This is a genomic window from Roseimaritima multifibrata, assembly GCF_007741495.1.
In the GTDB taxonomy this organism is placed as follows: domain Bacteria; phylum Planctomycetota; class Planctomycetia; order Pirellulales; family Pirellulaceae; genus Roseimaritima; species Roseimaritima multifibrata.
Genome location: NZ_CP036262.1, coordinates 3,197,825 through 3,219,893 on the forward strand (window position 1 = coordinate 3,197,825; position 22,069 = coordinate 3,219,893).

At 55.6% G+C, this 22,069-nt stretch carries 14 protein-coding genes; 7 read left to right on the plus strand and 7 right to left on the minus strand.

Annotated elements, in window-relative coordinates; translation table 11 throughout:
• Positions 1–248: 248 nt before the first annotated feature.
• The 6 genes from FF011L_RS11675 to FF011L_RS11695 form a co-directional block, all read right to left on the minus strand.
• Positions 249–1,427, minus strand: a complete 1,179-nt coding sequence (locus FF011L_RS11675) for a S1C family serine protease (protein WP_246109877.1) — start codon at positions 1,425–1,427, stop codon at positions 249–251.
• Positions 1,428–1,623: 196 nt separating this feature from the next.
• Entirely contained in the window at positions 1,624–1,794 is a 171-nt protein-coding gene (locus FF011L_RS26270; protein WP_218933154.1) for a hypothetical protein, read from the minus strand.
• 76 nt (positions 1,795–1,870) lie between these two features.
• Positions 1,871–4,699 (minus strand): hypothetical protein, encoded by a 2,829-nt coding sequence (locus FF011L_RS11680; RefSeq protein ID WP_145351836.1) that lies wholly within the window; start codon positions 4,697–4,699, stop codon positions 1,871–1,873.
• Between the two features lie 150 nt (positions 4,700–4,849).
• The gene (locus FF011L_RS11685) at positions 4,850–5,446 is read right to left on the minus strand and encodes a tetratricopeptide repeat protein (protein WP_145351837.1); all 597 of its coding nucleotides are present in this window, start codon (positions 5,444–5,446) and stop codon (positions 4,850–4,852) included.
• 1,063 nt (positions 5,447–6,509) lie between these two features.
• Entirely contained in the window at positions 6,510–8,444 is a 1,935-nt protein-coding gene (locus FF011L_RS11690; protein WP_145351838.1) for a nucleoporin, read from the minus strand.
• Positions 8,445–8,580: 136 nt separating this feature from the next.
• Positions 8,581–9,510 (minus strand): sugar phosphate isomerase/epimerase family protein, encoded by a 930-nt coding sequence (locus FF011L_RS11695; protein WP_145351839.1) that lies wholly within the window; start codon positions 9,508–9,510, stop codon positions 8,581–8,583.
• 431 nt (positions 9,511–9,941) lie between these two features.
• Between FF011L_RS11695 and FF011L_RS11700 the strand changes: the two genes are divergently transcribed.
• From FF011L_RS11700 to FF011L_RS11720, 5 genes are all read left to right on the plus strand, one after another.
• Positions 9,942–11,372 carry a DUF1501 domain-containing protein gene (locus FF011L_RS11700; protein ID WP_218933155.1) on the plus strand — a complete coding sequence of 477 codons (1,431 nt, stop codon included), beginning with the start codon at positions 9,942–9,944 and terminating at the stop codon, positions 11,370–11,372.
• Between the two features lie 158 nt (positions 11,373–11,530).
• Entirely contained in the window at positions 11,531–12,367 is an 837-nt protein-coding gene (locus tag FF011L_RS11705) for a methyltransferase domain-containing protein (protein ID WP_145351840.1), read from the plus strand.
• Positions 12,368–12,421: 54 nt separating this feature from the next.
• Positions 12,422–13,756 carry an alpha/beta hydrolase gene (locus FF011L_RS11710; protein ID WP_145351841.1) on the plus strand — a complete coding sequence of 445 codons (1,335 nt, stop codon included), beginning with the start codon at positions 12,422–12,424 and terminating at the stop codon, positions 13,754–13,756.
• A 134-nt stretch (positions 13,757–13,890) separates the two neighbouring features.
• Positions 13,891–15,114 (plus strand): phosphoserine phosphatase SerB, encoded by a 1,224-nt coding sequence (serB, locus tag FF011L_RS11715; RefSeq protein WP_145351842.1) that lies wholly within the window; start codon positions 13,891–13,893, stop codon positions 15,112–15,114.
• 139 nt (positions 15,115–15,253) lie between these two features.
• Entirely contained in the window at positions 15,254–16,171 is a 918-nt protein-coding gene (locus FF011L_RS11720; RefSeq protein WP_145351843.1) for a DUF2272 domain-containing protein, read from the plus strand.
• An 88-nt stretch (positions 16,172–16,259) separates the two neighbouring features.
• Here FF011L_RS11720 and FF011L_RS11725 read toward each other — a convergent pair whose 3' ends face one another.
• Entirely contained in the window at positions 16,260–17,363 is a 1,104-nt protein-coding gene (locus tag FF011L_RS11725) for a cis-3-hydroxy-L-proline dehydratase (protein WP_145351844.1), read from the minus strand.
• Positions 17,364–17,505: 142 nt separating this feature from the next.
• On the opposite strand from FF011L_RS11725, the gene FF011L_RS11730 reads away from it, so the two are divergent.
• Entirely contained in the window at positions 17,506–20,583 is a 3,078-nt protein-coding gene (locus FF011L_RS11730) for a PVC-type heme-binding CxxCH protein (RefSeq protein WP_145351845.1), read from the plus strand.
• A 368-nt stretch (positions 20,584–20,951) separates the two neighbouring features.
• On the plus strand, positions 20,952–21,710 hold the full coding sequence (locus FF011L_RS11735) for a DUF4328 domain-containing protein (protein WP_145351846.1): 759 nt from the start codon (positions 20,952–20,954) through the stop codon (positions 21,708–21,710).
• The last annotated feature ends 359 nt before the right edge of the window (positions 21,711–22,069 follow it).

The window sequence follows — 22,069 nt, forward strand, 5'->3', positions numbered from 1 at the left end:
AACATCTTAGCGGCACGGCGCAAGCCGTCCGGCCCGTCGGCAACCCCGTGCACTGGCCGGACGGCTCGCGCCGTTCCGCTACTAGAACCCCAACATCTTAGCGGCACGGCGCAAGCCGTCCGGCCCGTTTACATCACCGCGCACTGGCCGGACGGCTTGCGCCGTTCCGTTAAGAAAGTCGACGGCATTAGGAGCAAGCGGTCCGGCCTTGCGACCAGCACTCGCACCGCTGCGTCGTTCGATTCCGCTTACTCCGGGATCGCCATTAGCGACACCGAGGTTTGGTAACGCTGCCCATCGCGGACGATCACCAATGGAATTTGAGTCCCCACCGGCGTCAATCCGACGCGAGCCACCAAATGGTCATCGTTTTCTACTGTGTCGGGGCCGAACATGACAATCACGTCCCCTTTACGTAGTTTGGCTTGTTCGGCTGGAGATCCAGGGCGAATTTCTTTGACCAATGCTCCACCTGGAAATTCGATTCCCTTGGCTTCGGCATCCGCAGCCGTATAGTTTGGATCCAGCGTCACGCCCAGGTAAGCTCGCTTCAGTTTTCCGAACCGCACCAACTGGTTGGCAACTCGCATTGCCATGTTGACCGGGATCGCAAAACCGATCCCTTCACTGCCGCCACTGCTACTGGCGATCGCCGTATTCAGGGCAATGATTTCGCCCCGCAGATTCAGCAGCGGGCCGCCACTGTTGCCCGGATTGATCGCAGCATCGGTTTGAAAGAAGTCCTGCAGTTCGATCTTCTCTTCACCGAGGGAGAGGTCGCGTCGCCCTTTTGCACTCAAAATCCCAAAGGTAACCGAGTGGCTAAGTCCAAACGGACTTCCAATTGCCAGAACAAAATCGCCAATTTCAACTTTGGAGCTATCGCCAAGTTTGGCAGCGGACACGTTTGCGTCTTCGATCGCGATTACCGCAATATCGGTGTACGCATCCGATACGACTCGTTGTGCTTTGATCTCGCGACCGTTACTCAATCGCAGTGAGATCCCCTGTGCATCGGCGCCCTTGATGACATGGCGATTGGTAAGGACCCAAAGCGAACCATCGATTTCAACAATGACCCCCGATCCGGCTTCTTCAAACGATTCACGTCGTCCACGCTGTTCTTCGGTCTTGTGGGCTTCGATATGAACAACATTGGGGCGAACCAACGCTGCCACTCGTTTTACCAAGTTCCCCATTCGTTCCAGTGCATCGACCTCGCTTGCCAGTTCCGCATACAACCGTTCCCGTTCAGCGCGTTGTTCACGAGCGGCAGGCGTATCGATTGAGGGAGCCGCCGGGGGCGGCGTCGGCTGACCAAAGACAGGTGGTTGAGCGGTTGCGGTTTGCGATGTCCCGAGAATACAGACGAATCCCAGTACGGTCATCCATGTGGGTAAAAATGTGCGGAGGCGTACGGAGGGCATAAGACGGCTCAAAACACAAGAAAGACGAAAAGGAATCAATGGGAATGATACGCAACGGATCCCGCAACCGTTTTATCGGCACAATCGATCCGTTTTTTCAGAGCAATGATCGAAAGGCGGACGAGCTTCCAGAACTCCCCGCACTGCGCATCCTACCTGTTTTGCCTTGAGGGATTGCTGAAGGCTTTTGTCTTCCTTAAACCTGCCAAGCCAGCACCATCACCATCACGTCTCGAGCGAAGTTCTCCAAGGGCCCAAACCCCACGCCGATCAGTGCGTCTGGAATTTGGCTCAGGCGAGCGAACGTCGCAGTTTGGGAAAACGCTTCTGCAAACGATGCGACTCGCGTCCGATTCGGCTTAACCAATTTTCAAAGGTTGCGAACCGCACGCATCTGGCAACACTGTGGGGCTAGGTTCCGGTTTTTAATTTGCGGTGAAATCCTACAGTTCTGCGCGGCGTTTGACTTTTTCTTTTTCAACCGGAGCTTCCGCAGGGGGGATTGGCTTGGTTGGCTTTGCGGGGCCTGGGATTCCTTTTTCGCGACGTTGATGTTCGGTATCGAGCGTCGCATCGAAAACCAATCGATCTTCGTATTGAGTCAAATTTGCTTGCAGGCCGCGGAACCATGCCAGCATTGGCGCTTGATAGTCCGCAGGGACCTGGGCCGCTGGCAACGCGGTTTTGCTGTCCCAGGCAGAGCTGACCCATCGTTCGCCACGTCTGGTTTTTTCGAAGGTGTAGGTGCCGCGTAGCGGGCAGGCCAAATCGCCGGCAAGTAACCAGTTGTCCATCGCTTCGGCCTGGTCGGGGGCCATCCGCAATTGAGTGCTCAAGCGATTGAGGAATGCGGCTCCGGCCAAGGACATCTGCGAGGCTTGCTTATACAGCTGGCCATTAACCCACCCTTCTAATTCGGTATCCGTCAAGTTTTGGACATGAAGCCGTACCTGTGCCTCGTCGTCGGTGTCCGCTACCGCTAGGTCAGGGAGTGAATCAATTAAGATGTCTTGCTGGAACGAAAGCATGCTGAAGTCTTCATTTTGATAACGGTACAAACCACCGATCAAACGATTCAGGCCGGGTTCCACTTCGACGCCTTGCCCCAATCGGAAGGGGAGCCGGTCAAGCAGCCCAGGCATCGGCCAAGCACCTAAGTAGGCTGGTAGGGTTCGCAGTGCGAGATAGGTCTGCAGGACTCCATCAAACTGTTCGGGATCGGGAAGGTCCGCGTCTTTGACGCCGGCAAACAGGTGATGCGGAGGGATGGTTCCCTGCAATTGATCTGAAACCACATGAGCTTGGATGGCGACCAGATCGTCGGACGGAAACTGAATCGCCGTCTTGGTGGGAGGTCCTAATTGCTTCGCGATGTTGCCGTACTTTCCAGGTACAAAAGGTGCGATTTCGCCATGAATGCGAAGCTGTTCTCGATCGCCTGCACCCTCCACGCGTTCGATGCCGATCATGACCGGATCGACCTCCGGCCAGTTGTTGCTAAAAAAGTCCGCGCGGTTTTTATACCACAAGGCTTCTTCTTCGCTGACGCTGGTCAATTGCACGTCGGCGATGGGAAGGAAGCTGCCGCGTCGGCCACGTTGTGAATCAAGAATCTCGTCACCATTGGCCAGCGGACCACTGCCATCGGCTCGCAAACCAAATCCACTGGGCAAGTATCCTGCGGCGGTTAGTGATTCGATCGTCTCGAGTGGATTCCCTTCGTTGGCGGCGGCCAAGCGGGCAAGTCGAATCAGATTGATATCGGCTTGCGCACGAAGTCGGCGGCGAAGTTCAATCTGGTATTTAGGACCCAGTAAACCTCGCAGCATCCCAGGTGAGAAATAGGCGAACAGCGAATCGTTGCGGTCGACGGGCATCCATTGCCGCGCCAATCGGAACTCCGCCGTCTGACCCAGCGATTGCTCTCCGTCAGCGACTGCATAGAAACGCTCGACAAGGTGCCTGCTATTGGTGACCAAAACCCAGTTGCCATCTTTTGCCATGAACGAGCGGACTCGATTATCTTCGCTGGCGAGCAGGCTGACCGGACGATCGGCGATTTTTTCGTTTGTCAAAGTGACGTCCGAATCGCGATTGGCTCGTTGGATACGATCGGAATTTAGCGACGTTTCCAGCAAGAAGGCATTCTTCGTTTTGAAGAGAACTCCCAAGGAAGCTCCCTCGGACAGGTATAGATCGGTGCCGATGATCGCTTGGTCTTCGATCAGTGTGGGCCCCAGCATTCGAGAAATTTCGGTCAGCTGGATTCCAAGTTGATCCTCGGCTCGCCGCGCCCCTTGGTCGCTGATCCCACGCAGGCTGAACATCGAAGAGATGTCTCCGCCATACAGTTGACTGAGGTCTCGGAACCAAAGGTAGTTGGTGAAAGAACCGAAGCGAAGGTAAAAGCATTCGGGCGGGACATGGTTCGCGGTCGGTTCGGTGACGATGTCGGGAGAAACGTCGATCGGTTGGTCACGGTTCCAACGTGGCTCATCGGGAACGACTAGGCTGGCCAGTGCGGATGGATTGGCGGGCCCGATGGCAGCCGAGGTGAGTGCGACGTTACGCATCCGTTCGGTTCCCAGCAGCGTTTCCAGCGTCGACTTCAGCTCGTTCTCGGGTTCGGTCGAATTGGCAATCAATTCGGGAGGCAGTGGCAAGGAAAGTCGCCGGGCAAGCATCGTCACCAAGTAGGTGTCGACCAATTTGGGATAGCCTGTCATTTCCAAACGCTGGATGGCATCGGTCGTGTACGCATCCCACCACCCATTCAGCAATTCGCTATGCGGTTCCGGTGAAGTCGCCGCTTGTGGACGGATGGTCAATTCACCCGAAGTCAAACCGCTGAATTCAAGTGTTAAGGGTTGGTTGCCACGAAACAGGAACCAAAGTTCGGTTCCTGCAACCCGATCATCGGGTTCGGCCGTTAGATTGCGGATCGCTTTTTCAAGCCGTCCCAATAAGCGACGGCGCTGAGCTCCACGGCGGACGATGGGCGGAGCGTCTTCGGCAACCGTTTCGGCCACAAAGATCTCTTGGGTCACGGAATAGGCGATCCGTCCTTCCCTGTCCGAAACGGTTAGCGGTCGCTCGGAGCGGAGAAATTCAGACATCGATGCAGGCAACGAAATCTTGGCCACACCATACGGCTGTCCTTCGATAGCAACCATTTCGGTGACCAGATTCTGGACGTCCGCTCCATCGGCAGCATTTTCGGTTGGCAGCACCAACAAAACGCAAGAAACGATTGAAATCCAATATGCACGCATGGTCCAGCTCTCCAGCTTGAAGACAAATCCGTTCCCGATTCCCCAAAATCCGGTTCACCGTCGAAACGGTTGAACCGGTATAGGAATAGTCATTCAGCTTAGCATTCCGTCCCATTTCCGAAAGCCTAACCACTGCCCCGCCAACCTTTTTTAGGTTTCGAAATCGAATTCGCCTACTTCGAAATCGAGGGCGATTTTGCACTGCTGAGGTTCGATGCGGTTCACTTTCCAGTCAAGCCGGCGAAAGAACGGGAGCGACTTGGCCCAGGTGTTGATCGACTGACGGAGCAGGCACAGCCTGGGATCCTTCTGGTCACGCAGGTCGTTTAGTACGTCCAACGCACCGCTGGGCGACCCGTACATCAGTAACGCAGTGGCGAAATTGCGGCCGTGCCGCTCGTTGCCATTCAAGCGAACGACGATCGAACCGGGCATGGTGACCAGCTGTCGCAGGCGATTCAACGCGACGTCAATCTGGCCGTCGCGGAGTAGACAGACCGCGATTGCGTTGGACGTTTCAGGGTCTTTCGGTAACGCACTCAGGTAGTCGATCGCCTTGGTGTATTCCCCTTGTCGTACCAGCCGAGCGACGCGTCCGTACTTCGAATCCGAAACTTGGGTGGGTGGTTCGACACCGCTGGCCAGATTCGCGTCGTAAGGTTTGCCAGCGTGAAGGGACGATTGCTCGCGGGAGTTCGGTTGGTCGTTGGAGATCGTTTTTGTTGCGGGAACAGATGATGAAGTCATTGTATAAGCATCCAGGTATGACGGACTCCGGCTGCGCATGCAGCTTTACCGGCGTCCGTTTGAAATCGGAAAAAGGAATCACATCAGCGGAAAACGCTGCGGATTTCTAAACCTGAATGCGTACATTCCAGGAAACAAGCGTCCCGGCCAGGCACGAAGATGTCCCGGTGAACGGAGCCCCGATAGAGGAGACTGTGGGACCGAAAGAGAAGGCAGGGGAGAGGTTCCCGCAACCATCGGTCTCAAGTGAATTGTCCTGTTCCAAGCAGGAAACGGCTCCAAGCGAGCCCGCTCGATACATCCAGGGCTGTGAACCCAATTCGGAGGCACTTAGGGAAGCCGAATCGTTGCCAAAAGAAGTTGGTGGATCCCCAGTACGGAACGCCTCGTGATTCCCAAAGGAAACGAGAAAGGCGATCAGCAGTAGTCCAAGTCGTGAGCTACGACGGAGGGACCGAGGAATCGGCATGAAATCAAATCACATGGCGAACGCTGGGCGAGCTTAGCGGTGGGCCGCGAAACTCATGGATGCTTCTTATTACGAAGTATCGTATGGACCTGCCAAAGGTCAAGAGCGAGACTTGCGATTAAGGCTGGGAAGCATCTTTTCTGAGCGGTTGGCTTGCGCGGATCCGCTAAGAAATCCGGCCGCCGATGCCAAATTAGATGGCATGGGGGTGAAGGTTCCAGTAATTGGAACGCCTGCCAGCGAACGGCCCGAAGGGGCGACACAAAGACAGAGGGGAATGCATCCAAACAACCCGACTGCAAAATGTGTAAGCGAGGGATTGCAGACCGTGTTACACAGCGGATTGGGATTTCGACATCCTGCGGGCCAGTAGAGTCGCCCCAATCAAATGCCGCGCTGAAGCAATGCGAACGGCTTCGGAGATTGTTAATACGTCACCGAAAAATTTCACGTCCCGAGCGAAAGGAGGCCAATTTTTCTCAGCTTCCAATTGAAACGGCAGCCAGGAAACCGAGTGATCATTGCTAGATGGATCACTCGGTTAGGTTTCGGGATCGAAAGACTTAAGCACGATCCGGGAATCGCAGACGCGACCTAATTGAAAGGATCATTGTCTGCTGGAGCGGCAGCGGGGGCCGCTGGATCATCGGCAAACGGGTCGCTTGCGGGAGCTGCTTTTTTGGATCCCGCACCAAATGGATCGGTATCCTTTGCTGGAGCTGCGGCGGGTGCCGCTGCAGGGGCACCAAACGGATCATTGCCGGCAGCCGGAGCCGCGGCAGGTGCAGGGGCACCAAACGGATCAGCATCTTTTGCGGCCGGTGCTGCTGCGGGTGCACCAAACGGATCATTGCCAGCGGCAGGTGCTGCGGCGGGTGCTGCTGCGGGTGCACCAAACGGATCATTGTCAGCAGCTGGAGCTGCGGCGGGTGCTGCGGCGGGTGCACCAAACGGATCATTGTCAGCAGCAGGTGCTGCGGCGGGTGCTGCAGGAGCACCAAATGGATCCGCTGCGGGAGCTGCGTCCATGGCTCCGGCTCCAAATGGATCGGCGTCTGCTGCTGGAGCTGGTTCTGCGGCACCAAACGGATCGGCCTCGACAGCCGCGTCCGCTGCTGCATCCGCAGCTGGGTCCAGAACTGCTGGAGGAGCACCAAACGGCGCGACCGAGCCTTCCGCTAAAGGGGCTGCGTCCATCGCGTCGGCTCCGGCACCAAACGGGTCGGAGTCGGCTGGAACGGCTGGTTCCGCGGCAGGAGCTCCAAACGGATCGGCCGCGGCATCGCCAGCAGGATCGAGAACGGCTGGAGGCGCACCGAACGGAGCGACCGAGCCTTCAGCTAATGGGGCTGCATCCATCGCGTCTGCTCCGGCACCAAAAGGATCGGCGTCCGCTGGCAACTCTGGCTCAGCAGCTGGGGCTCCGAATGGATCGCCGTCGGCGTTGTCAGCAGGACCTGCGTCCATCGCTCCGGCACCAAATGGATCGCCGTCGGCGTTGTCAGCAGGAGCTCCGTCCATCGCTCCGGCTCCGAATGGATCGGCTGCGGCATCGGCCGCTGGAGCTGGTTTTGCAGCCGGAGCTGGATCGGCGGCACCAAACGGATCGGCCGCCGGAGCAGGATCGGCAGCGGGGGCTCCGAATGGATCGGCTGCGGCATCGGCCGCTGGGGCTGGTTTTGCGGCTGGGGCTGGAGCCGCGGCACCAAACGGATCGGCTGCGGCGTCGGCTGCCGGTGCTGGTTTTGCGGCAGGGGCTGGAGCCGCGGCACCAAACGGATCCGCGGCGGCATCGGCAGCAGGAGCTGCATCCGCGCCGAACGGATCGGCTGCAGGGGCAGCGTCCATTGCTGGAGCACCAAATGGATCGGCGCCGGCGTCATCGCCAAAGCCTGCATCGCTGGCACCGAAAGGGCTCGCCCCACCCTCATCCGCGGCTGCGGGAGCTGCGGAATCGTCAGAGAACGGATCGCCTAAAGCGTCTTCGGAAACCACCTTCGGTTCGCCGGTTGCCATCGGATGGTCCGTCGCAAATGGATTGGGTTTGCCTGCGGTGGCGGCTGGTTTGGTGGCCGCTGGATTGCGTAACACGCGGGATTCAGCCGATTGGATCTCGTCATAGCGCGCTTTTGACTGAGCTTCCATGTTGGCCATTTCTAGCAGCCGAACTTCCTGGCGAATCAATTCGATCTTTAGACGCTCGGGACCTTGGATTCGGGCCAGAGACCGACCAACCAAAGTACTGCTGCCGTTCAAGGTTTCCAGTCGTGCGCCTTCCACAAAGTCCGCTTCGGCTTCGTCCGGGCGTCCGGTCGCATCGTTGACCAAGCCGCGGAAGAAGTAGGCGCGAGCGTCGGTCGAGCCATTGTCGATCGCCATCGACAGATACTCGTGTGCTTTGGAGTATTGCCCAGAATAATAGCTGTGCACTCCTTGACCGTACATTTCGGCTAGGACGCTTGATTGAGCGTTAGCGGTAGGTGCTGCAACTAGGGTTGCAGCACAGGTCAATAAGATGGCCCGAAGCATGTTGGGTATTCCCCCAAGGAAATTCGTGAAAGGAGCTGGATTCAAATGGAACCTGAATCCTAATTGTACAGCGATCCCGAGGCAAGAATTGGAACAAAACCATCCTAATTTTGTGTTCTTTTGCACACGAATCGCGCTAAAGCAGACCTTCCAGGTAACCTCGGCTCTTGTTGACAGCTTCCGTTACCTCGCTGGTTTTCTCCAAGATTGGGACCCCGCGAGGAACCGGATGCATGAAAATTTCCATCCAGCCCTGGAAGTTCATTTTTTTCAAGGCCTGGACCATCGGCTGAAAATCTAAGCTCCCCAGCCCAGGCAACTGTTCCATTTCCTCAGCCTTGGGCAGTTTCTTGACCGATCCCTGCCCATGCTGCCACGCGTAAAACACCTCGATACTCTCACCCAAGTCTCCGACCAGTTGCCCCAGTTCCTCCGCCTGTTGAGGCAGGTGGTAAGGCGCAAACGCGATCCCCAAGGCGGATGACGGACGCATTTCGGCAAGCCATTTCAGTGAATCTGGCGATTCGATCAAGTTGTTTGCGTGATTTTCGATCGCCAGAGTGACGCCCGAAGCCTCCGCAATCTCGAGGTGCGGTTTTAGCTTTTCAATAAACTGACCCACCGCCGCTTTCAGTTCGCTTCCTGTAAGCCCCTTCGGACCGGCCCCACCGGAAACGATGGTTGGGCAGCCAAACCGAGAAGCCAAAGCGAATTCATCTCGCAATCCGAAGGGCCCTAGCTTGTACTGGGTGATGCACCCCAGTTGGATGTCGGCTTGTTTGAGCATCTCGGCAAATTTCGCCTCCCCCATCTCGTCCAACTGCTCTCGCTGATTCCCGTGGACCATCGGCCAGATGTCGATCGCGGTCGCTCCTGTTTTCCGTACCTCAGGGATGATGTCTTCGAGTGATTGGTAACCGTACAAAGAGGAACCGAGCAGGTATTTGAAAGCGAATGGAGGCTTTGCGGATGAGGCCGAATCTTCGCCCAGAAGTGGGCTGGCCAGTCCGACAGCCGCAGCGGCTGCACAGGTCGAATTGAATCGTCGGCGAGTGATGGGGCTCATAAGGATGCCTCTTCATTTTTCAGGTAGGGAATCTTGTCGCGGTGCCAGCGGCGGGCGAACGTTGCTGTTAGCGAGCTTGCACTTAGGGAGATGTTAAGCCATTTAGAATGGCTCTTGGGCAAAATACTGCTACACTAGCTCCAGCTTTCACCTCTTTGCACCGTCCCGTTGGGCTCTGTGAAGAGCGATCCAAGAGGAAACGCAAAGCGAATGGATGTGGCGAAATCAATAGCTGCTCCCCTGTGAAATAGTAGTCACACAACGAACCCTCCCCAAAAACAATCCCACCTACCCGCATACTTTCCACGATTGGCTCCTGCCCGTTTGCGTCCATCGATCGATTGGATCGGTCCTGACGGATTCATGCGAGGGCACTGTTAAGCGGAAACCGTATGTCCCACCGCCGTCCCCTGCCTTGCAAAGAGATCACGATGTCTCGATTCAAATCAAAACGACGTTCCGCTTCAGGGTGCCCCGATCTTTTGCGGACGAATCGAACGCAGCGACGCACGTTGCTGCAAGCCGGATCGCTCGCCTGTTTAGGGTTGGGGATGACCGATCTTTGGAATCAGGCTAGGGCGGAGTCGGCGGCCGCTTCGCCACGTGCAAAACCAGCCAAGGCGTGCATCTTTTTGTTCATGTGGGGCGGCCCCAGCCAGCTCGATACGTTCGATATGAAACCGGATGCCCCAGAAGAGGTGCGGGGAACTTTTAAGCCGACGTCAACAAAGGTTCCAGGCATTCAAATCTGCGAACATTTTACCCGGCTGGCTCAGCACACCGACAAGTTGGCGATCATTCGCTCGCTGTCGCATGATGATCCGGCTCACTTGTCCAGCGGCCATGCAACCGTCACGGGGCAGCTCGCGCCGGTACTGAAGAGTGACGCGACTCCGCCAAGCGACAAAGATTCGCCTCACCTGGGGGCGCTTGTCTCAAAAGTACGCCCGAACACCACGGGGGTTCCATCGTTTGTGACGCTTCCCTGGAAGGCTTACCATCCCGCGGCCCCCGGCGGCGAAGCGCCCGGACAACATGGCGGATACTTGGGGTCTAGTTACGACGGTTTCCTATTGACGGGGGATCCCAACGCTCCGGATTGGAAACCCTCCGATCTTTCATTGCCGGCCGATATCTCGCTCGATCGTTTGCAGTCCCGGTACCAGCTGCTGCAAGACCTAGATAAGCAACGTCGCGGCTTGGCTTCGATGGCCGAGGGACATCAGGCTTCAAAAGACCTGGCATCACATCAAGTCCGCGCACTTGACCTGTTGACGTCGCCGCATGTACGCGAAGCCTTTGACCTAAGCAGCGAACCCGAACCGGTACGCGATCGTTACGGCCGAAACACCCATGGCCAGTCCGTGTTGATGGCTCGTCGATTGGTCGAGCACGGTGTCCCGTATGTCTCGGTGAATTGGCACAACGACGGCCGAAACTTTTGGGATACACACGGTAACAATTTCAATCGCTTGAAAGACGATTTGATTCCGCCAGCGGACATGGCGCTGACCGCACTGCTGGAAGACCTAGAGCAAAGGAACATGTTGGATGAGACGCTGGTCGTGTGGGTCGGCGAATTTGGTCGTCGCCCCTTGATCACTCCGGCCAACGCTGGCCGTGAACATTGGCCCTACTGTTACAGCGGTCTATTGGCTGGCGGTGGGATCCGTGGCGGAACGGTTTATGGCAAGAGCGACGCACAGGCGGCCTATCCGAGTGAGAACCCGGTCTCCCCGCAGGACTTTGGGACGACGATTGTCGACGCGTTAGGGATTCCGATTGATTTGGCGCTCCCCGATCGTGAAGGACGGCCGCACCGGGTCACGTCCGGGAAAGTTATCGAATCGCTGTTCGGATAAAATCGGCCAACGAGGGAAGATCCGGTTGCTTGGTCGGATTGTCCCATTAGCCGACTGTCCCATTATCTAAAAGGCCGCAACTAGCCGATCCCCCTTCATGTCGGCTTTATATTCTCGGCACCACTGTTCTGAGAAAGGGCACCGTTTATGATGAAAGCATGTTTCAACTTCGCTGTACCGTCCGTGACTGCTGCCAAATCCTAGAGCCTCGAGAGAACAGTCTGTTCTGCTCGAACGGTCATCATTTCGATCAGGCAAAAGGGGGCTATTGGAATCTGCTTCAGCCTCAGGATCGGCGCTCGCGTAATCCGGGGGACGTTGAGGAAGCGGTACTGGCCAGGCACCGCTGGTTGGAACGCGGGCATGCCCAAGGCTTGATCGACACGTTGCAGCCCTGGGTGGCGGATTCCCGTGGCACGGCGACCGGCAGCGATTGTCGCACGCTTGATCTCGGCTGCGGAGAAGGCTCGTTTGCCTCCGCACTTTTCCCCGACGACATCGACAGTTACTGCGGCATCGATCTTTCCAAAAAAGCGATCAAATTGGCCTCGCGGTCGACTCCGGCTGCGACTTGGGTGTTGGCCAATGCGGATCGAATCCTGCCGGCCCCCGACCGGAGTGTGCAGCGTGTGGTTTCTTTGTTCGGACGTCGGCCGATTTCAGAAATCAAACGGGTCATGGCTCCGGCTGGTTACGCGTTGATTGCACTGCCGGGCGAAGAGGATCTCATTGAACTTCGGCAGCGTGTTCAGAAAGCGGGCCATCGTCGCAGCCGCTGGGAACTGGTTGTTGAAGAAATGGCTGCGGCGGAACTTGATTGCGTCGACCGCAAGAATTGGACACAGACGATCGAATTGGATCCCCCCGCGATCCAGGATGCATTGGCGATGACCTATCGAGCCGTCCGGCATTCACAACAGTCCCAGCTCGATACCCTCACGGCAATGAATGTCACCTTTGCCGCAGACCTTATGTTATTTCGTCATCGATCTTAAGGCTCCCCCGTCTTACGTCCTAAGCCCTACGTCCTAAATCCCGCGAGTGCTGTGATGCGTTACCTTGCCCTTTGTCTGCTTCTTCCGTTCGCTGCGGTTGCATTCGCACAACAGCCTCCCTACGACCAAGCTCCTTTGGCTGAACCACCTTATTATCAGGTTCGCTATGAAGCTTCCGAGAAACCGGGAGAATTGATCTACCCGGTTGTCTATACCGTTTGGATTCCCGCAGATGTCAAAACTTTGAAGGGAGTGATCGTTCACCAACATGGTTGCGGTGAAGGCTCGTGCAAATCGGGACAGACGGGGGCCTACGATCTTCACTGGCAGGCTCTGGCGCGGCGGCATCAGTGCGCGTTGCTCTCTCCGGCTTATGAACAACCGGAAGGGACCGATTGCCAGATGTGGTGCGACCCCCGAAATGGTTCCGATGCGACCTTTCAGCAAGCGCTGGCGGATCTGGGAAAAACGACGGGGCATCCAGAACTGAATGAGGTTCCGTGGGCGTTGTGGGGCCATAGTGGTGGTGGGCACTGGGCTGGCGGAATGTCGTTGCTCCATCCCGAACGTGTTGCCGCCGCTTGGTTGCGATCCGGCGTGCCTTACTTGCAGCCTGTGGAAGGCCGCGACATCAAACCCTACACCGTTTCCGCGGATGCCTTGGCCGTCCCGCGGATGTGCAACCTTGGTACAAAGGAAGGTGTGACGGTAAAAGGGGACCGATTCGCCGGAGTCTGGCCGAGCAATCAAACGTTTTTTGAAGCGATGCGAAAGCAAAACGCGTTGATCGGGATTGCGGTCGACCCGCTGACCGCTCACGAGTGCGGAAATCAGCGATACCTTGCGATCCTTTGGTTGGACGCATGCTTGACTGCCCGCTTGCCAAAAGAACCGGGGCAGCCATTGTTGCCAATCGACTCCGACAAGGCTTGGTTGGCCACAACCCCGACCGATTCGGAAACGGTCACAAAACCTTTTCCCGCCAGCGGATTTTCAGGGGATCTAGAAGAGACCGTCTGGCTGCCCAACGAACGGGTGGCAAAAGCATGGCAGCGGTACGGCGCCGACACGCAGATAGTCGATTCGACCCCGCCACCAGCGCCTCGTCGTCTGCGCATCGAGGGGGGCCAACTGGTCTGGGATGCCGATGCCGATTTAGAGAGCGGGATTTCCCATTTCGTGATTACCAAGGACGGGGTATCGATCGGCTCGGTCCCGGAAAAGCCCAAGAATTCCTTTGGGCGTCCTCTCTTTCAAGGCCTGCAGTACAGCGATACCCCAGCACTTCCGTTGGCGGAGATGCGTTTCACATTGCCCTCCCAGACGACGCATGACGTTGATCAGTACCAAGTGCACGCGGTAAATACCGTCGGTTTGACGTCCAAATAAGACTCTTGCCGGCTACCCCTCGCGAATTCGCCTACCCTTCATTGCTCGTCCTCAACCATCTAAGCTGGTCAATTCGCTTGGGGCTAGACCGAACACTGATTGCATCGACGTAAGGCCGATTAGGGTCAATTCGAATGGACAATATATATTTGCTTCGTTTTACCGGCGAAGATCGAGTCGGATTGACGTCGGCGCTCGCCAAAGCACTCGCTGAATTGGGTGCCACGGTGCTGGACATCAACCAGGCGGTGATTCATGAATCGTTGCTGTTGGGGATGATGATTCGAGTCTCCGCGACATCTTCCATTAAAGCCCCGGTTGAGAAGATCGCTACGGCTTTGGACCTTCGCGTCAAAATCCGCGCGGTCACCGACGTCGATTACGATCATTGGGTCGATCGCCAAGGCAGACCTCGCTATATCTTGACGCTCTTGGCCCGTCGTATCGAAGCGACCCACCTGGCAGCCGTCACTCGAGTGATTGCCGAAGAGGGGCTGAATATCGATGTCATCCATCGCCTTTCGGGACGTCCGCAAAGGTTGGAAAATGACGACGCTCCCAAACGAGCTTGTGTCGAATTCTGGCTGCGTGGCGACCCGTTTGATAAAGCCCGCATGCAGGCCCGCTACATGGATCTAAGCCGAGAATTGGCGATCGATATCGCGTGGCAGAAGGACGATCCCTATCGCCGATCAAGACGTTTGGTTGCCTTTGACATGGATTCGACGTTGATCCAAGCCGAAGTGATCGACGAACTGGCCGTCGAAGCCGGTTGCGGGGATTCCGTTGCAGCGATCACCGAAATGGCGATGCGCGGCGAACTGGATTTTGATACCTCGCTGCGGCGACGTGTCGCCACGCTGAAAGGTTTGCCTGAATCCGCCTTGCAGCGAGTTGCCGAGCGGCTGGAATTGACCGAAGGAGCCGAAACACTGCTGTTGAATTTGCGTGAATTAGGATACCGGACCGCCATCCTCTCTGGCGGATTCAGCTATTTTGGAAATCGGCTGCGAGATCGTTTGGGATTCGATTACGTTCATGCTAATGAACTGGAAATCATCGACGGAAAACTGACCGGAAATGTTTTGCCACCGATCGTGAACGGTCAACGGAAAGCCGACCTGCTTGATCAAATCGCTAAGAACGAAGGGATCAATCGTCGCCAGATCATCGCCATTGGCGACGGCGCAAACGATCTTCCCATGCTCGCCCGAGCCGGCCTCGGAATCGCCTTCCATGCCAAACCGATCGTCCGCCAAGAAGCGGGCCACGCCGTTTCCAATCTGGGGCTGGATGCACTGCTTTACCTGCTTGGTGTCCGAGACCGTGAACGAGTCGCCCATCCGAACCAACGGTAGTGGCGTGACGGGTGATCAAGTTCAGGAATCACCGAATGAGCCGCCCCGGCCTGCTCGTTGATGAATAGACTGGGAATAAATCGATCGCACAATTCTCTCTGTTTTCTTGCCTAGATCCCTCCACCCATCGAGTCATCCATTGATCTTTCAATTGAGAACCGTCGTTTGTTTCTGTCTGCTCGGCCTCGTTCAATCGGCGTTACTTCGGGCTGACGAGATCGCAAAGTCTGTCGGCCGCGGAGGAGACAATCAGCCCTCCGACGTTTTGACGGTTCAATTGGCACTCAATCAATTGCCCCGTGATGGTGCCATTACCAGCGAACTTCTGGAAACGGACGGGCTGGCTGGTCCGATCACCGTGGCGGCGATCGAAAATTTTCAGCGACAGACCTTGGGCGCCGATGCGGTTACCGGTTTAATCGAAGCGGATGGAGCCGTGATGGAGCGGTTAAACGAATTGGTGAGGGCGCAGCCTTTGACGTATCGTATCGCTCGAGTCGCTTTAGGCGAACGTCTGTTCTGGCGAGACGGTGAACGTACCGAACGAGAACCGGTCGTCACCGATCGACTGCGCGACTATTGGCTGGCGACCGACCAAACGTTCACCGCCGAACAGATTCACGATCCGGCGTTCCAGTCAGAATGGCCCTGGAGCGCAGCGTTCATCTCTTGGGTGATGAAGCGAGCAGGATCGGGCGACGATTTTTTCTATGCCGATTCGCATTGGCAATACACCGCGGCCGCCAAAGCCAATCGCCTAAAAAAGAACGACAATCCCTTTCAAGCCTTTCCGATCCGAGACCTTCCGGTCACCGTCGGAGATGTCATTGTCAAACGCCGAAGCACCAGCACCGCGACCTATGAAAACATCGAACGAGGGCACCCGACGCACGGCGATATCGTGATCGAATTCAAAGACGGAGAAGTGGTCACCATCGGAGGGAATGTGAGCAACAGTGTGCGAACCACAATGGTCCCCATCGACGACGAACACAAAGTCACCAACAAGTTGTTCTTCGCAATCGTCGATGTCGACCCAAATGCCAAAGGAGAGTAACCAACACGCACCAAACACCCTCCCAAGTCACCAAGTCACCAAGTCTCCGTGTCTCCGTGTCTCCGTGTCTCCGTGTCTCACCCTCCCCCTACCGAACTTCCACAACCGGCTCCCCGATCACATCAAAATTCGGCGTAATCCCCAGTCCCGGTTCCCGGCTGGCTTGCATGAAACCCTGTTCGCGCTGCGGAGCCCCGGAGGCATTGCTGACAGTCACATAGCTATTGAAGTCGGTGGCGGTAAAACGGAATTCTTCCGGAGTGCTATGAGCGAAATGAGCGATCGCGGCGGTGGTAATGTCGCCGCCCCAGCTATCTTCCAACGTCATTGCGATTCCCATCGATACGCAAAGATCGCGGGCTTGTTTAGCTTTTGTTAACCCCCCAAGTTTGCTGATCTTTAGGTTGATGACATCCATTGCCAGGTCGGCTTTCGCACGCAACAACATTTGAAGGCTGTCGACATTTTCGTCCATCACAAATGGATGGTCCGTATGCCGGCGAATTGCCAAACACTCTTCGTAGGTCAGGCAGGGTTGTTCGATATAGACATCCAAGTCACGGACCGCACGAACGACGCGCATCGCTTCATGTTGTGTCCAGCCGGTGTTGGCGTCCGCGACCAATCGATCATTGTCACCAAGCATCGCTCGTGTTGCTCGAATGCGGGCGATGTCGGTGTCGGGGTCTCCGCCCACTTTTAGCTGAAATCGAGTGTAGCCTTCGCTTTTGTAAGTGGCGACGCTCTCTGCCATCTGTTCGGGGGACTGCTGTGAAATCGCGCGGTACAGACGCACCTTTTCGCCGTGGAAGCCGCCCATCAATGTGCAGACCGGAAGGTTGCTTGCTTTGCCAAGAATGTCCCAGCACGCTATGTCGATCCCCGATTTAACGTAGGCATGTCCTTTGAACGCCGCGTCCATCCGGTGATTAAGAACCCCAAGTTCCCGCGGGTCGTAACCGATTAAATGCGGTCCCAATTCCTCGATCCCCGCCCGGACTCCCTTCGCGTAGGCGGGCAAATAAAACGGACCTAGCGGACAAACTTCTCCATATCCAATCAAGCCGCACTCGGTTTCGACACCCACGATGGTACTGTCAAAGATCGATACGGATTTGCCGCCCGACCAATTGTAGGTTCCTTCTTTCAAAGGTAGGTCAACAGTGTGGGCGAAAATGCGAGCGATCTTCATGGCTAGGCCTTGTGGGAGATAAAACAGAGTGAATGCGTAAGAGTTGGCCGTTAGTTTGTGGATACTGTACGCAGGCAGGTAATTGGTAGATATGATATAGGGGATCCCAAATGAAGTCTCCAACCTACCACCCAAGTTTAAGATGGAAATGCTCGCTCGCGTCTGCCAATTCAGTATCTGCCTGAGCTGGACCCTGTTCGTTGTTTGCTTGGGCGGGAGAACCATCGCTGATGATTTTCCGCAACCGATAAATACCGAACCCGCCAATGCGGTTTTGACTTCCCCAGAAGAAGCCCTTCAGGGAATCGAAGTGCCGAAAGACTTTCAGGTCACACTGTTTGCGTCCGAGCCCGACATCCATCAACCCATCGCGCTTGCGACCGACGATGCGGGCCGATTGTGGGTTGCCGAAAACTACACTTATTCGGATTTGCCAACCAATTTTGATGATTCATTGCGTGACAGGATTGTCATTCTTGAGGATACCAACCATGACGGGAAATTCGACAAGCGAAAAGTCTTCTGGGATAAGGGCAAACGACTGACAAGCATTGAAATTGGGCACGGAGGTGTGTGGGTACTGGATGCGCCCAATCTGCTCTTCATTCCAGATGCCGACGGGGACGACGTTCCTGATGGAGAACCGGTTGTCATGTTGGATGGCTGGGACAGTCAAGCTGCACGTCATACGATCGTCAATGGTTTGCGATGGGGACCCGATGGTTGGCTTTACGGCCGAAACGGGATCATGGCGATATCGAATGTCGGAGTCCCAGGAGCCTCACCGGATCAGCGGACGCGAATCGATTGTGGGATCTGGCGTTTCCACCCTACACGGCACCAGTTTGAGGTCGTGAGTGCGGGAACGACAAACCCTTGGGGAATGGATTGGGACCAGAACGGTCAGATGTTCTTTATCAACACGGTCATCGGTCATCTATGGCATGTCATACCCGGCGCTCGCTACCGTCGTATGTACGGAGAACACTTCAACCCGCACACCTACGGAGTGATCGAACAGACGGCAGACCATTTTCACTGGGATACCAATGAACTCTGGCACGACATCCGTAAGGATGGCAAAACCATCATGACACAGACGACCGATGCTGCTGGCGGAGGACACGCCCACTGTGGGATGATGATTCTTCAAGGGGATGCGTTTCCTGCAGACCTTCAGCAGTCGGTCCTTGCACTGAACCTGCACGGGCGCCGCATCAACCGTGATACCTTGCATCGTCATGGGGCGACCTATACCGCTCGCCATGCGGAGGACTTTCTAAAGGTAGCCGATCCTTGGTTCCGAGGTGTCGAAATACTGGCGGGTCGCGCTGGCGAAATCTACATTGCCGACTGGTCCGACGTTGGGGAGTGTCATGAGAACGATGGGATCCACCGCACCTCGGGGCGGATCTATCGACTAACTCATACCGGACAAACGCAGTCGGAACGGCCAAACGTTGCAGCGGTAAGTGGGCTTTCTCTAGAGGAACTGATCGATCAAGTTGATTCGGGTTGGGAATGGTTGTCCAGGAAATGCCTGTTGGAATTGGCCGAAAGGACCGCGCGCGGCGAAGATGTACAAGCCGTTCAAGAAACGTTGCGGCAACAGTTCCGTCAAGCTTCCTCCGAACACCAGAAGTTGCGTTTGTTGTGGGCGTTGAACGTCGTCGGAGCAGCTACCCCCGAAATCCTGCAGGAATCGCTTCGTGATCCCAGCGAACATGTTCGAGTCTGGGCGATTCAGTTGTTGGCTGAAGCCGATTATCCATCTCCTGCATTGTTGGAAACATATCGCGATCTAGCGGTGTCGGACCAATCGGGGTTGGTGGTGACATGGCTGGCATCGAATCTGCAACGATTGAAAATGGCTGACCGCTGGGCCATCGCCAGTGCAATCGCTCAGCGAGAAGAGTATGCAAACGACCGCGTGTTGCCGCTAATGTTGTGGTTCGGGATTGAACCGGCTGTGTTGTCCGATCGGGAACAAGCCGTGCAGTTAGCTTTGACCAGCAAGATCCCGTTGGTTCGCGAATACATCACGCGCCGCGTGACACAGGAAATCGATCGCCAACCAGAATTTACCGAAGCCCTTTTAGCATCCGATCTGGTTCGTAAGTCAGATAGCGATCCGGCGATTGTTAAAGACATTTTGCTGGGCATGACCGAGGCGCTTCGTGGCTGGCGAAAAGGACCCGAGCTAAAAGGCTGGAGCTCCTTCGCTGAAACCCATTCGGATCACTCTGACGAAGAAATTGGTCAGCTGGTGCGAGAGCTGTCCTTGGTGTTTGGCGACGGCCGAGCGATGGAGGAATTGCGAGCGATCGTGATGGACGGGAATGCCTCGCTGCTCGAACGACGCGCTGCGATTCAAGCGCTGGTCCTTGCCCGAGACGGCGAACTTGTCCCCTCCTTGCAACAGTTGATCGGTGACCGTTATTTGGCGGCAGATGCAATCACGGGGCTGGCTTCTTTCAGTGATCCCAAGACCGGTAATATTCTTGTTGGGCGGTTCAATGGGTTTAATACGGCTTCCAAGCGAGCAGCCATCGCTACCCTCGCTTCCCGCCCCGCCTATGCCACCGTTTTGATCGACGCCGTTGCTGCTGGAAAGATTGAGCGTGAGGAAATCTCCGCTTTCCAGCTTCGTCAAATGCAGAATTCCAGCGATCCAAAACTTGCCAAAAAAGTTGCGGAATTATGGCCAGAGCTTGAGGCATTGTCGGAAGAGAAAACCGCACAAATGCAGGTTCTTCGCGAGCGTTTGAGCAGCGAAAAATTGGCGGACGCCGATCTATCTGCAGGTCGATCCCTTTTTGTTCAGTCCTGCGTCAATTGCCACACTTTGTTTGGTGAAGGCAAAAAAATTGGTCCTGAATTAACCGGCGCCCAACGCAATAACCTGAACTACCTGTTGGAGAATATTGTCGACCCAAGTGCAACCGTGTCGGAGAACTTCAGATTATCCGTGATCCTCATGGAAGATGGACGCGTCCTGAACGGCGTGGTCGTGGGACGTACCGAAAAGACGTTGACGGTGCAAACCGCAACGGAACAACTGGTGGTCCAGCGGCAAGAGATTGAAGAAATGCGGGAGTCGAAGCTTTCTTTGATGCCGGAGAACTTGATCGATTTGCTGACCGAAACGCAGGTTCGAGACCTGTTTGCGTACCTAATGTCGCCAAGCCAAGTACCACTTCCGCAGGCTGATCAGAAGTAGGCATGGTTTAAGGTTTTCGGAGGCCTCTAGCCGAAGTGCAGCAACGTACGTTCGGCTAGAGGGGCGCGTATGCTTGAGAATAGGGGCAAGAAAATGGGGGCAAGAAAATCTGAAACCGTTCAATAGACGGGGACGTAGGTCAGTGCTTTTATCGTACGGCCCTCAAGTGTTTTCTGATGCGAACGTGACGCAGACGTTGCGGGGGAACCAACGCTTGGTCGGAAAAAAAAAGACGCTTGCCCGCATTATCTGCTCTCGCCTGTCTTCGTTGGGTTTCAGAGCGTTTCAACTCTCCGAAGGCATTCAGACTTCGCTACACTGATGAACTCCAGTCAGGCGTCCTCTTGGTTTCATTGTGATTTTTAAGCATGTCTACCGAAAACCCCTACTTGTCTCCAGATTTCTCTGCCGATCCAACGCAGTATTCGGCACAGTCCCCCAATGGTTCGCTCTATACCTACAAGTCCTTAACTGGACTCACGTGGTGGGCGCGGATCTCTTTGTGGTTGACCGCTGTTTCGGTGCTTGTTTTTTCGCTAACCGATCTGATTGCCAATTTTACAGTTGCTGGATATCGGGAAGGCGAATTTGACCTAGATAATGGAACGATCCTTTTTCTTGTTGTCCTCCTCGCTTTGTCGGCCCTGGGAATCGTTTTCCTGATGTTGTCTAACATCATCGCGATACCGATGTGGATGTACCGAGCGAATGCGAACGTTCGCGCACTGGGCACACAGGGTGTAACGTACACACCGGGGTGGACTGCCGGTTATTGGTTCATCCCGTTTTTGAATCTCATTCGTCCCTTCCAAGCGATGAAAGAGATTTACCAAGCCAGTGCAGCAGATCCTACGGCGACTACGCATGATGCTTGGAAATTGCCTGATGCACCTTCCTACATAGGGATCTGGTGGGGGACGTGGATCATTGGCAACATCCTGGCACGGGTAGAATCGCGAATGGTCGATTCGGAGATGGTTGAATTGCCTCTGTTAGCGACCGTTTCTGTTGTCGGAACAATCCTAACGATCGTGAGTGCCTTGTTAGCAGCAAAAATTATTGGAACGGTCAATCAACTCCAGATTAAGCGTGTGAATTCAGGTGTCGTGAATCAGTGGAACGAATAGTCCCCGCATGGCAAGCCATGCGTTGCACCGGATTTAGAGAAGCCGTCAGAAATCGTTTTGGTTGGACGGGCCGATTTAAGCAAGGAAGCATTTTCGCAAAGTAACCCCCCATCCAAATTTTCTTGCCCCCATTTTCTTGCCAAATTTCTAGTCGATATCAAAACGGCTTTCATTTTACGGCTCCTGACCCCTTTTCTCTGGCACAGGTGTCGTGAATCAGTGGAACGAATAGTCCCCGCATGGCAAGCCATTCGTTGCACCGGATTTAGAGAAGCCGTCAGAAATCGTTTTGGTTGTACGGGCCGAGTTAAGCAAGGAAGCATTCTCGCAAAGTAACCCCCAACCAAATTTTCTTGCCC

Bases quoted from the DNA above. Each gene is read 5' to 3' on its own strand.
- FF011L_RS11675 (WP_246109877.1), bottom strand. From the start codon at position 1,427: ATGCCCTCCGTACGCCTCCGCACATTTTTACCCACATGGATGACCGTA.
- FF011L_RS11680 (WP_145351836.1), bottom strand. From the start codon at position 4,699: ATGCGTGCATATTGGATTTCAATCGTTTCTTGCGTTTTGTTGGTGCTG.
- FF011L_RS11685 (WP_145351837.1), bottom strand. From the start codon at position 5,446: ATGACTTCATCATCTGTTCCCGCAACAAAAACGATCTCCAACGACCAA.
- FF011L_RS11690 (WP_145351838.1), bottom strand. From the start codon at position 8,444: ATGCTTCGGGCCATCTTATTGACCTGTGCTGCAACCCTAGTTGCAGCA.
- FF011L_RS11695 (WP_145351839.1), bottom strand. From the start codon at position 9,510: ATGAGCCCCATCACTCGCCGACGATTCAATTCGACCTGTGCAGCCGCT.
- FF011L_RS11700 (WP_218933155.1), top strand. From the start codon at position 9,942: ATGTCTCGATTCAAATCAAAACGACGTTCCGCTTCAGGGTGCCCCGAT.
- FF011L_RS11705 (WP_145351840.1), top strand. From the start codon at position 11,531: ATGTTTCAACTTCGCTGTACCGTCCGTGACTGCTGCCAAATCCTAGAG.
- FF011L_RS11710 (WP_145351841.1), top strand. From the start codon at position 12,422: ATGCGTTACCTTGCCCTTTGTCTGCTTCTTCCGTTCGCTGCGGTTGCA.
- serB (WP_145351842.1), top strand. From the start codon at position 13,891: ATGGACAATATATATTTGCTTCGTTTTACCGGCGAAGATCGAGTCGGA.
- FF011L_RS11725 (WP_145351844.1), bottom strand. From the start codon at position 17,363: ATGAAGATCGCTCGCATTTTCGCCCACACTGTTGACCTACCTTTGAAA.
- FF011L_RS11730 (WP_145351845.1), top strand. From the start codon at position 17,506: ATGGAAATGCTCGCTCGCGTCTGCCAATTCAGTATCTGCCTGAGCTGG.
- FF011L_RS11735 (WP_145351846.1), top strand. From the start codon at position 20,952: ATGTCTACCGAAAACCCCTACTTGTCTCCAGATTTCTCTGCCGATCCA.